The organism is Streptomyces sp. SID14478, assembly GCF_010548525.1.
In the GTDB taxonomy this organism is placed as follows: domain Bacteria; phylum Actinomycetota; class Actinomycetes; order Streptomycetales; family Streptomycetaceae; genus Streptomyces.
Genome location: NZ_JAAGMG010000214.1, coordinates 1 through 11,752, shown reverse-complemented (window position 1 = coordinate 11,752; position 11,752 = coordinate 1). Strand labels below are relative to the sequence as shown.

General features: G+C 70.3%; 8 protein-coding genes. 5 read left to right on the top strand and 3 right to left on the bottom strand.

Annotated elements, in window-relative coordinates; genetic code table 11:
- Window positions 1–358: 358 nt before the first annotated feature.
- From G3I40_RS07975 to G3I40_RS07955, 5 genes are read left to right on the top strand one after another with little or no spacing between them, the layout of a single operon-like run.
- Window positions 359–4,045, top strand: coding sequence for a nitrate reductase subunit alpha (locus G3I40_RS07975; protein WP_164301458.1), 3,687 nt, complete (start codon window positions 359–361; stop codon window positions 4,043–4,045).
- A gap of 4 nt (window positions 4,046–4,049) precedes the next feature.
- The gene (gene narH, locus G3I40_RS07970) at window positions 4,050–5,666 is read left to right on the top strand and encodes a nitrate reductase subunit beta (RefSeq protein WP_164301457.1); all 1,617 of its coding nucleotides are present in this window, start codon (window positions 4,050–4,052) and stop codon (window positions 5,664–5,666) included.
- Complete coding sequence (gene narJ / locus G3I40_RS07965) at window positions 5,663–6,262, top strand: nitrate reductase molybdenum cofactor assembly chaperone (RefSeq protein ID WP_164301456.1); 600 nt, start codon at window positions 5,663–5,665, stop codon at window positions 6,260–6,262. The genes narH and narJ overlap by 4 nt, the downstream gene beginning before the upstream one ends.
- A complete protein-coding gene (gene narI, locus G3I40_RS07960; protein WP_164301455.1) occupies window positions 6,259–6,981 on the top strand; it encodes a respiratory nitrate reductase subunit gamma in 723 nt (240 codons plus the stop codon). The genes narJ and narI overlap by 4 nt, the downstream gene beginning before the upstream one ends.
- A 38-nt stretch (window positions 6,982–7,019) precedes the next feature.
- The gene (locus G3I40_RS07955; RefSeq protein ID WP_164301454.1) at window positions 7,020–7,883 is read left to right on the top strand and encodes a helix-turn-helix transcriptional regulator; all 864 of its coding nucleotides are present in this window, start codon (window positions 7,020–7,022) and stop codon (window positions 7,881–7,883) included.
- Window positions 7,884–7,937: 54 nt separating this feature from the next.
- Here G3I40_RS07955 and dnaK read toward each other — a convergent pair whose 3' ends face one another.
- The 3 genes from dnaK to G3I40_RS07940 all read right to left on the bottom strand — a co-directional run.
- Entirely contained in the window at window positions 7,938–9,785 is a 1,848-nt protein-coding gene (gene dnaK, locus G3I40_RS07950) for a molecular chaperone DnaK (protein ID WP_164301453.1), read from the bottom strand.
- Between the two features lie 117 nt (window positions 9,786–9,902).
- Window positions 9,903–10,328, bottom strand: a complete 426-nt coding sequence (locus tag G3I40_RS07945; RefSeq protein ID WP_164301452.1) for an OsmC family protein — start codon at window positions 10,326–10,328, stop codon at window positions 9,903–9,905.
- Between the two features lie 57 nt (window positions 10,329–10,385).
- A partial coding sequence (locus G3I40_RS07940; protein ID WP_164301451.1) for a hypothetical protein occupies window positions 10,386–11,752 on the bottom strand: 1,367 nt, incomplete at its 5' end.

Genomic DNA, 11,752 nt, shown 5'->3' with positions numbered 1-11,752 from the left:
TGCGCAGCAGCACCGCGTCCACGCCGAAGAAGCGGCCCAGCGGGCCCGACGCGACGAGGTAGGCGACGCCGTTGGCCGCGGTGCCCGCGGCATCCAGCGCGAGCACCCGGCGCAGCCGGCCCAGGTCGCCGCGGCTGTCTGCGGAACGGGCGGGGACGGTGGTGGCGGACATGCGTATCACCCTCTGTCATCGGTGGACGGTTCCCTGGCGTACGGGTGACCTCAGCGTGCCCGCGCCGCGCCGCCGGGTCGATGACGCCGGAGGTAAGGGCGCCGCAACCCATACGGCCCCGGCCGGCAGGTGCCCCCGCCGCCCCGCGCCTAGCGTGCGAAGGACGGGACAGCGAGGGAGCACACGGTGACTGACACGACGGGCACCCCGACCGAGCCGGACGCCGCGCTGCTGCGGGCGGGCCGGTTCTTCGTGCGGGGCAAGGCCGCCCCCGACCTGCACAGCGTGCGGATCGAGGGCGGACGGGACGGGGACGTCTTCTACCGGGACCGGTGGAGCCACGACAAGGTCGTGAACTCGACGCACGGCGTGAACTGCACCGGGTCGTGCCGGTGGAAGGTGTACGTCAAGGACGGCATCATCACCTGGGAGACCCAGCAGACCGACTACCCGAGCGTGGGCCCGGACCGGCCGGAGTACGAGCCGCGGGGCTGTCCGCGGGGCGCGGCCTTCTCCTGGTACACCTACTCCCCCACCCGTGTGCGCTACCCGTACATCCGCGGCGTGCTGCTGCAGATGTACCGGGAGGCGAAGGCCCGCCTGAAGGACCCGGTGCTGGCGTGGGCCGACATCCAGGGCGACCCCGAGCGGCGCCGGACGTACCAACAGGCGCGCGGCAAAGGCGGGTTGGTCCGGGCCACCTGGGACGAGGCCGTGGAGATCGTCGCCGCGGCCCATGTGCACACCATCAAGAAGTACGGGCCCGACCGCGTCGCCGGCTTCTCCCCGATCCCCGCGATGTCGATGGTGTCGCACGCGGCCGGGGCCCGGTTCATGTCGCTGATCGGCGCCCCGATGCTGTCGTTCTACGACTGGTACGCGGATCTGCCGGTGGCCTCGCCGCAGGTGTTCGGCGACCAGACCGACGTACCGGAGTCGGGCGACTGGTGGGATGCCGCGTACCTGATGATGTGGGGGTCCAACGTCCCCGTCACGCGGACGCCCGACGCCCACTGGATGGCGGAGGCGCGCTACCGCGGGCAGAAGGTCGTGGTGGTCGCGCCGGACTACGCGGACAACGCGAAGTTTGCCGACGAGTGGCTGCACCCGCACCCGGGGACCGACGGGGCGCTGGCCCTCGCCATGGGGCACGTCATCCTCAAGGAGTTCTTCGTCGACCGGGAGACGCCCTTCTTCACGGACTACGTCAAGAAGTTCACGGACCTGCCGTTCCTGGTGACGCTGGAGGAGAAGGACGGCGGGTACGTGCCGTCGAAGTTCCTGCGCGCCACCGACCTCGGGCAGAGCGACGAGGGCGCCGACTGGAAGACGGCCGTTCTCGACGAGGCGACCGGGCAGCCCGCCGTGCCGAACGGTTCGCTGGGCTTTCGCTGGACCGAGTCCGGCAAGGGCAAGTGGAACCTCGAACTCGGCAACATCAAGCCGCAGTTGAGCCTGCACGGCTCGGATGTCGCGTCCGGCGTCGAGGTGCTCCTGCCCCGCTTCGACACCGACGGCGGCACCCACGGGCAGGGCCGCGGCGAGGTCGTGCGGCGCGGTGTCCCGGCGACCCGGCTCGGCGGTCCGGACGGGCCGCTGGTCACGACGGTCTTCGATCTGCTGCTCGCCCAGTACGGCGTCGGGCGCGACGGACTGCCCGGGCAGTGGCCCGCGTCGTACGAGGACGAGGAGGCGCCCGGCACGCCCGGCTGGCAGGAGGCGCACACCTCGGTGCCCGCCGCCAAGTGCATCAAGATCGCCCGGGAGTTCGCGCAGACCGCGGAGAAGTCGCGCGGGCGCTGCATGATCCTCATGGGCGCCGGCACGAACCACTGGTTCCACTCCGAGACCATCTACCGCGGGTTCCTCTCCCTGCTGCAGCTCACCGGCTGCCAGGGCAGGAACGGCGGCGGCTGGGCGCACTACGTCGGGCAGGAGAAGTGCCGCCCGTCGACCGGCTGGGCCTCGCTGGCCTCCGCGAACGACTGGTCGCGGCCGCCGCGGCAGATGATCGGCGCGGCGTACTGGTTCCTCAACACCGACCAGTGGCGCTACGACAAGTTCGGCGCGGACGTGCTCGCCTCGCCGCTCGGCAAGGGCGCCTTCGAAGGGATGACGGGCGCCGACTGCCTTGCGCTGTCGGCACGTTCGGGCTGGATGCCGTCGTACCCGACGTTCGACCGCAGCTCGCTCGCGCTGGGTCAGCAGGACGTCGCCGACACCGTCGCCGAACTCAAGGCGGGCTCCTTGAAGTTCGCCTGCGAGGACCCGGACGCGCCGGAGAACTGGCCGCGTGTGCTGACCCTGTGGCGGGCCAACCTGCTGGGGTCGTCCGCGAAGGGCGCCGAGTACTTCACCAAGCACCTGCTGGGCACGCACTCCTCGCTGCGCGCCGAGGAGGCGTCCCCCGACGAGCGGCCCACCACGGTCACCTGGCGCGACGAGGCGCCCGAGGGCAAGCTCGACCTGCTGCTCTCCCTCGACTTCCGGCAGACGTCGTCCACGCTCCTGTCCGACGTCGTCCTGCCCGCCGCCACCTGGTACGAGAAGCACGACCTGTCGTCGACCGACATGCATCCGTTCGTGCACTCGTTCACCCCGGCCGTGAACCCGCCGTGGCAGGCCCGCACCGACTTCGACACGTTCAAGGTGCTGGCGGAGAAGCTCAGCGAACTGTCCGTGAACCACCTGGGCGTGCAGAAGGACCTGGTCGCCGCACCGCTGCAGCACGACACCCCGGGCGAGATCGCGCAGCCCGGCGGTGTCGTCCTGGACTGGCGCAAGGGCGAGTGCGAGCCGGTGCCGGGCAGAACGATGCCGAACCTGGTGGTCGTCGAGCGGGACTACACCGCGATCGGCGCGAAGTTCGCCGCGCTCGGCCCGCTCGTCGAGAAGCTCGGACTGCCCGTCAAGGGCATCACCTTCGATCCGGACCAGGAGGTCGAGCACCTGCGCGAGCTGAACGGCACGGTGCGCGGCGGCCCGGCCGACGGCCGCCCGATGCTGGACACGGCGATCAAGGCGTCGAACACCATCCTGGCCCTGTCCGGCACGACCAACGGCCGCCTCGCCACCCAGGGCTTCCACACGCTGGAGGCGCGCACCGGGCAGGCCATGGCGCACCTGTCCGCCGAGCACGAGGGCAAGCGCATCACGTACGCCGACACGCAGGCGGCGCCCGTCCCGGTCATCACCTCGCCGGAGTGGTCGGGCAGCGAGTCGGGCGGGCGGCGCTACACCGCCTTCACCCTCAACACCGAGCACCTCAAGCCCTGGCACACGCTCACCGGCCGCCAGCACTTCTTCATCGACCACGACTGGATGCACGAGCTGGGCGAGGCGCTGCCCGTGTACCGGCCGCCGCTCGACATGAACCGGCTGTTCGGCGAGCCACGTCTCGGCTCCGACGGCGAGAAGGAAGTGACGGTCCGTTACCTCACGCCGCACAACAAGTGGTCGATCCACTCCGAGTACCAGGACAACCTGTTCATGCTGGCGCTGTCCCGCGGCGGCCAGTCGATCTGGATGGCACCGCAGGACGCCGAGTCCATCGGAGTCAAGGACAACGACTGGATCGAGGCGGTGAACCGCAACGGTGTCGTGGTCGCCCGCGCGATCGTCTCGCACCGCATGCCGGCCGGCACGGTCTACATGCACCACGCGCAGGAACGCACGGTCAACGTCCCCAAGGCGGAGGCCTCCGGAAAGCGCGGCGGCATCCACAACTCGCTCACCCGCCTGATCCTCAAGCCGTCCCATCTCATCGGCGGATACGCCCAGTTGAGCTGGGCGTTCAACTACCTCGGCCCAACGGGCAACCAGCGCGACGAGGTCACGGTCATCCGGCGCCGCAGCCAGAAGGTGGAGTACTGATCCCATGCGCATCATGGCTCAGATCGCGATGGTCATGAACCTCGACAAGTGCATCGGCTGCCACACCTGCTCGGTCACCTGCAAGCAGGCGTGGACCAACCGCAACGGCATGGAGTACGTCTGGTTCAACAACGTCGAGACCCGGCCCGGGCAGGGCTACCCGCGCCGCTACGAGGACCAGGAAAAGTGGCGCGGCGGCTGGGAGCTGAACAAGAAGGGCGCCCTGAAGCTCAAGGGCGGCGGCCGGTTCCGCAAGCTCGCCGGGATCTTCTCCAACCCCAAGCTGCCGGAGATCAAGGACTACTACGAGCCCTGGACGTACGACTACAAGAACCTCACCGACGCCCCGCTCGGCGACGACTACCCGGTGGCGCAGCCCCGCTCGCAGATCACCGGCAAGCCGATGAAGATCGAGTGGTCCTCGAACTGGGACGACAACCTGGGCGGCGCGACCGAGTACGGCGACCTCGACCCGATGGTGCAGAAGACCCGCGAACAGGCCGCGGAGAAGGTGAAGTTCGCGTTCGAGCAGACCTTCATGTTCTATCTGCCGCGGATCTGCGAGCACTGCCTGAACCCGTCGTGCGTGGCGTCCTGCCCCTCGGGCGCGATGTACAAGCGCGAGGAGGACGGCATCGTCCTCGTCGACCAGGACAGCTGCCGCGGCTGGCGGATGTGCGTGACGGGCTGCCCGTACAAGAAGGTCTACTTCAACCACCGCACCGGCAAGGCCGAGAAGTGCACGATGTGCTACCCGCGTCTCGAGGTGGGCCTGCCGACGGTCTGCTCGGAGACCTGCGTGGGGCGCCTGCGCTATCTCGGGGTCATCCTCTACGACGCCGACAAGGTCACCCAGGCGGCGCAGACGACCGATGAACACGGCCTGTACGAAGCACAGTTGGGCGTCTTCCTCGATCCGCAGGACCCTGCTGTGCAGCGGGCCGCCGAGGAGGCGGGAATCCCGTTCGACTGGATGGAGGCGGCGCGCCGCTCCCCGGTCCACGCCCTGATCAGCAAGTACAAGGTGGCGCTCCCGCTGCACCCGGAGTACCGGACGATGCCGATGGTCTGGTACATCCCGCCGCTGTCCCCCGTCGTCGACGCGCTCAACGAGACCGGCCACGACGGCGAGGACCACGCCAACCTCTTCGGCGCCATCGACACGCTGCGCATCCCGCTCGAGTACCTGGCGGAGATCTTCACGGCGGGCGACGTGGGCCCGGTCCGCACCTCGCTGGAGAAGCTCGGGGCGATGCGCTCGCACATGCGGGCCATCAACCTCGGGGACCGCCCGGACGCCTCGATCGCCGCGTCGGTCGGCATGTCCGCCGAGGAGATCGAGGCGATGTACCGGCTGCTCGCCATCGCCAAGTACGAGGACCGCTACGTGATCCCGACGGCGGCGGTCGGCGACGCGCAGCGCCTGGAGGAGTCGGCGCTGCCCGACTCCTGCTCGCTCGACTACGAGGACGGGCCCGGCATGGGCGGCGAGGGCCCCTTCGGCGGCGATTCCGGGAACACCGTCGCCGACGGGCGCAAGCTGCTGCCGGTCGTCTCCGTCGAGAACTTCCACCTGACCAAGGAACGCCAGACCGCGGACAAGCCGGAGGAGACCCCATGACGGACCGCACCTCGCTGCTGTTCCAGGCGGCCGCGCTCTGCCTGACCTACCCCGACGAGGAGCTGTACGAGCGGCTGCCGCTGGTGCGGGCCGCCGCCCCGGAGCTGGCGGCCTTCGTCGACCACGCCGAGGCCACCCCCCTGGAGGAGCTGGCGGCGCACTACGTCCAGGTCTTCGACTTCAAGAACCGGCACAGCCTGTACCTGACCTGGTGGCGCGACGGGGACACCCGGCGGCGCGGCATGTCGCTGGTGCACATGAAGGAGACGTACCGGGAGCACGGCATGGAGTTCACCGGGGAGGAGCTGCCCGACTTCCTGCCCGCGGTCCTGGAGTTCTCGGCGCAGGCGGGTCCCCTCCTCCTGCTCGACCACCGCAGCGGGCTCGAACTGCTGCGCCTGGCCCTGACCGAGCACGGCACGCCCTACGCGACCGTGCTCCAGGCGGTGTGCGCGTCGCTGCCGGGCGCCTCCCCCAAGGACCGCGCCGAGGCCCTCGCCCTGGCCCGCTCGGGCCCGCCGCGCGAGGACGTCGGGCTCGAACCCTTCGGCATCCGTGACGAACTGCCGCTGCTGGTGAAGGAGCACGCCCCGTGACCACGCTGATCTGGGGCGTCCTGCCCTATGTGGCCTTCGTCCTGCTGGTCGCCGGCACGATCTGGCGCTACCGCTACGACAAGTTCGGCTGGACGACGCGCTCTTCGCAGGTCTACGAGTCGAAGCTGCTCAACATCGCCTCGCCGATGTTCCACTACGGCATCCTGTTCGTCCTCGCCGGTCACCTCGTGGGGCTGTTCATCCCGATGTCGTGGAGCGACAAGGTGGGCATCAGCGAGCACACGTACCATCTGTTCTCGCTGTACGGCGGCACGGCGGCGGGCCTGCTGCTGGTGGCCGGCATCCTGCTGCTGCTCTACCGGCGCCGCACCAAGGCCCCGGTCTTCAAGGCAACGACGCGCAACGACAAGCTCATGTACCTGGTGCTGCTCGCCGCGATCGTCCTCGGCATGGTGGCCAAGCTGACGCACGCGTCCGGCGAGGGCTACAACTACCGTGAGTCCATTGCCCCGTGGGCCCGCAGCCTGTTCACGCTGAGCCCGGACACGTACCGGATGGACGGGGTGCCCGTCCTCTATCAGATCCATGCAGTAGTGGGCATGCTACTCATCGCACTGGTACCGTTCACCCGGCTCGTGCATATGTTCAGCGCGCCGGTGCAGTACCTGTTCCGCCCGTACGTGGTGTATCGCAGCCGCGACCAGCGGCGTCTGGCCTCGCGGCCGGAGCGACGGGGGTGGGAGCGCACCGGCTCCTAGCCGCTGCTTGTCGTCGACGGCACGTGGGGAGACGTGACGTGAGTGAACGACGGCCCGCCCCTACCGTGGGCCAGGTCGTCCTCGGCCGACGCCTGCGTGATCTGCGGGAGGCCGCGGACCTCAAGCGGGACGAGGCCGCCCGCGCACTGCGGGTGACCGGGGCGACGATCCGCAGGATGGAGACGGCCGAGGTCGCGCTCAAGATCCCGTACGTCCAGATGCTGCTGGAGCTGTACGAGGTCCCCGAGGGTGAGATCGAGGCGTTCGTGGCACTCGCCGAGGAGGCGAACCTGCCGGGCTGGTGGCAGCGCTTCCACGACGTGCTGCCGGACTGGTTCAGCCTGTACGTCAGCCTGGAGGGGGCGGCGGAGATGATCCGCGCCTACGAACCGCACTTCGTGCCGGGCCTGTTGCAGACCGAGGAGTACGCGCGGGCCGTCTTCGACGCCGGCACGGTGGGCCGCTCCAAGCCCGACGACATAGACCGGCACGTGTCCCTGCGCCTGGCCCGGCAGTCGCTGCTCACGCGCGAGGACGCGCCGCACCTGTGGGTCGTCATGGACGAGACGGTGCTGCGCCGACCGCCCGGCGGCCCCGCCGTGCTGCGCGGCCAGCTCGACCGCCTGGTCGAGGCGGCCGCGCTGCCCCATGTGACGCTCCAGATCGCCGAGTTCACGGCCGGCCCGCACCCCGGCACGTTCGGCCCCTTCACCCTGTTCCGCTTCCCGGCGCGGGAGCTGCCGGACATGGTCTACAGCGAGTACGTCACCGGCGCGCTGTACCTCGACGCGCGGGATGAGGTGGGCATGCACCTGGAGGTGCTCGACCACCTGGTGGCACAGGCGGCGAGCGCCGAGCGGACCGTGGAGATCCTGCAGAAGTGGCGGACGCGGCTGAGTTAGGACGGCCACGGCGTTCCAGGCGTCGCGGGGCAGGCGGGTCTCTCGACCCCCGCCTCAGGAAGCGGCTCCCTTGCCCTCGTCGTCCACGATCTCCGCGTCCACCACGTCTTCCTTGGCCTCCTGCTCCTGAGCGGGCTCACCGGCGGCGTCGGCCTTCTGGTACATCGCCTGCCCCACCTTCTGGCTGACGGTCGCCAGCTTGCGCACCCCCTCCCGCAGGGCGTTCGTGTCCGGCGGTTCGGCGGCCAGCGTGGTCTTCAACTCGGCGCTCGCCGCGTCCACTTCGGTCCGGATGTCCGCGGGGACCCGCTCCTCGTTCTCGCGCAGGAAGCGCTCCGTCTGGTAGATGAGCTGTTCCGCCTCGTTGCGGGCCTCGGCGGCCTCGCGGCGCCTGCGGTCCTCCTCGGCGTGCGTCTCGGCCTCGCGCATCATCCGGTCGATGTCGTCCTTGGGCAGGGCCGAGCCGCCGGTCACCGTCATCTTCTGTTCGCGGCCGGTGGCGAGGTCCTTCGCCGAGACGTGCATGATCCCGTTGGCGTCGATGTCGAAGGTGACCTCGATCTGCGGGAGGCCGCGCGGCGCGGGCGGCAGACCGGTCAGGTCGAAGACGCCGAGCTTCTTGTTGTAGGCGGCGATCTCCCGCTCGCCCTGGAAGACCTGGATGCCGACGGAGGGCTGGTTGTCGGTGGCGGTGGTGAAGATCTCCGAACGCCGGGTGGGAATGGTCGTGTTGCGCTCGATGAGCTTCGTCATGACGCCGCCCTTGGTCTCGATGCCCAGGGACAGCGGCGTGACGTCGAGCAACAGGACGTCCTTGACGTCGCCGCGGATGACTCCGGCCTGGAGGGTGGCGCCGAGGGCGACCACCTCGTCGGGGTTCACGCCCTTGTGCGGATCCTTGCCCGTCAACTCCCTGACCAGTTCGGTCACGGCGGGCATCCGCGTCGACCCGCCGACGAGGATGACGTGGTCGACGGCCGACAGCTCCACGCCCGCGTCCTGCACGGCCTGGTGGAACGGCTGCTTGCAGCGGTCGAGCAAGTCCCCGGTGAGCTCCTGGAACTGCGCGCGCGTCAGTTTCTCGTCGAGGTGCAGCGGGCCCTCGGCCGAAGCGGTGATGTACGGCAGGTTCACCGTCGTCTCGCTCGACGACGACAGTTCGATCTTCGCCTTCTCCGCGCCCTCGCGCAGCCGCTGCAACGCCATCTTGTCGTTGCCGAGGTCGATGCCGTACGCGTTCTTGAACTGCTTGGCGAGGTGGTCGACGACGCGCTGGTCCCAGTCGTCGCCGCCCAGCTGGGTGTCGCCGTTGGTGGCCTTGACCTCGATGACGCCCTCGCCCATCTCCAGGAGCGAGACGTCGAAGGTGCCGCCGCCGAGGTCGAAGACGAGGACGGTCTGCTCGTCGCCCTTGTCGAGGCCGTAGGCGAGGGCGGCCGCCGTCGGCTCGTTGATGATGCGCAGCACCTTCAGGCCCGCGATCTCCCCTGCCTCCTTGGTGGCCTGGCGCTGCGCGTCGTCGAAGTAGGCGGGCACGGTGACGACGGCGTCCGTGACGTCCTCGCCGAGGTAGGCCTCGGCGTCGCGCTTGAGTTTCTGCAGGACGCGGGCGGCGAGCTCCTGGGCGCTGTACCGGGCGCCGTCGACGCTGCCGCCCTCGGGGAAGCGCCAACTGCCGTCGCCCATGTGGCGCTTGACGGAGCGTGCGGTGCGTTCCACGTTCGTGACGGCCTGGCGCTTGGCGACCTCGCCGACCAGGACGTCCTTGTTCTTGGCGAAGGCGACGACGGAGGGCGTGGTGCGCGCCCCCTCCGCGTTGGCGATGACGGTGGGTTCGCCGCCCTCCAGCACGGCCACCACCGAGTTCGTCGTGCCGAGATCGATACCGACCGCACGCGCCATGACGTGCCTCCAGTCCCATGAGTAGGCCCGCTCAAGTCGTTCTGGAATCCGGGTTGTCCGAAAAAACCAGCACAAAACGTGAGCGGGCCTACGTCAAGAGGTCGGGCACGCCGGCGGTCAGGCCAGCTTGGCCGTCAGGCTGATCGTCGTGCCGGCCAGCGCCTGGCTGACCGGGCAGTTCTTCTTGGCGTCCTCGGCGGCGGCCTGGAAGCCCTGGTCGTCGAGGCCCGGCACGGTGCCTTCGACGACGAGGTGGATGCCGGTGATGCCCTCGCCCGGCTGGAACGTGACGTCCGCGGAGGTCACCAGCTTGGTGGGCGGGGTGCCGGCGCCGGCCAGGCCGTGCGAGAGCGCCATGGAGAAGCAGGACGAGTGCGCGGCCGCGATCAGCTCCTCGGGGCTGGTCTTGCCGTTGGCCTGCTCGGCGCGCGACGGCCAGGACACCGGCTGCTCGCCGATGCCGGAGGAGTCGAAGGTGACGACACCGTTGCCCTCGAGCAGGTTGCCTTCCCAGACGGTGTGGGCGGAGCGCGTGGTTGCCACGATGGTTCCTTTCGGTTCGTGCGGTGGGCTGTACCCGCCATCCGATCACATGTGGCCTCAGCGCACCCGGAAGACCGGGCCACGGGCCGTGAAGGGCAGGCGTGCGCCCTGCGGGAGCAGATAGGCGTGCTCGCGCGGGACGCGCAGCGCGTCGCAGTCGCCGTCCGTGATGATCAGCACGGGTGCGCCCGGCGGGAAGTCGTCGGCGCGGCGCAGCAGGTCGATCCCGGGCTGCAGGACGGTCCCGCCCCGGCCCTTGACCCGTACCCGGCTCGCGATCTCGGTCACCGGGAGGTATCCGGCGTCGTACGGCGTCGCGTCGCAGAAGACCACGCGGGCCGCCGGTACGTCGCGCGCCTCGGCGTACGAGGCGATCGCGCCCAGCGCCTTGCCGAGCAGGGTGCGGCCCATCGACCCGGACGTGTCGAGGACGACGCCGAAGGTGCAGCGCTGGGTCTCCCCGGGCGGGAAGTACCGTCCCGCCCGGGGGATGTCGGGGGTGGAGGCCTGGCGGCGCGCGGGGCGCGCGTAGCTGCGTACGGGTTCGGGGCGGAGCACGAACTCGTCGAACCAGCGGGCCAGTTGCGCGTCCCAGGGCACGGGCGGGTGCGACAGCGCGCGGATCTCCTCGACCAGGCCCAGCGGGAGCAGACCCCTGTCCTGCTGGTGGTGCAGGTCGAGGCCCTGCGTGAGTCCGCGCCGGTAGAACTCGTCGAGGTCCACGAAGTCCCGTACGGGGCCCAGCGGTTCGCCGAGGACGTCGCCGCGCCCCTTGCCGCGCAGGGTGGCGAGCCGCCGCTTGGCCCGCAGGTCGGCGGCGATGCGGTCGTAGACCTCCTCCGCGGACAGCCCGCTCAGCTGCGGGTCGTACAGCAGCCCTTCGGGCATCTCGCCGATGCCCATCTCGCGCAGCCAGCCGTTGATGACGTAGTCCGCGGCGACGTTGAACAGGTACGGGTCGCGGGGGCCGCGGCGCTCGCCGTGGCGCAGGGCGGCGTGCAGCATCTCGTGGCCGAGGATGAAGCGCCACTCCTCGTCGGTGTGGCGCAGCAGCGGATTGACGTAGATCTCGCCGAGGTCCGCGTCGACGGCGGCGACCGCGATGTCGTGGGCGCGCGCGAGCGCGGCGTCGGCGACGACGGTCATGCCCGCGGCGATGCCGCCGAGCAGCGGGTACGACGAGACGAACCAGCTCAGCGCCCGCTCCCAGGGCCGCAGCGGCACCCGCTCGCCCTTGATGTCGTCGCGGCGGCCGCCCGCGACGTCCATGGCGGCGGACACCGTGCGGGTGAGGGCGTGGGCGAAGGCGGTCTGCCAGTCGGGGACCCGGCTGTGGAGGGGCCAGGGTTCGAGGATCTGGTCGGGGCCCGGGCCGGCCGCGCCGCAGTGTGCGTACGCGGGCGGGATGCCGTCCCGGCGCCAGC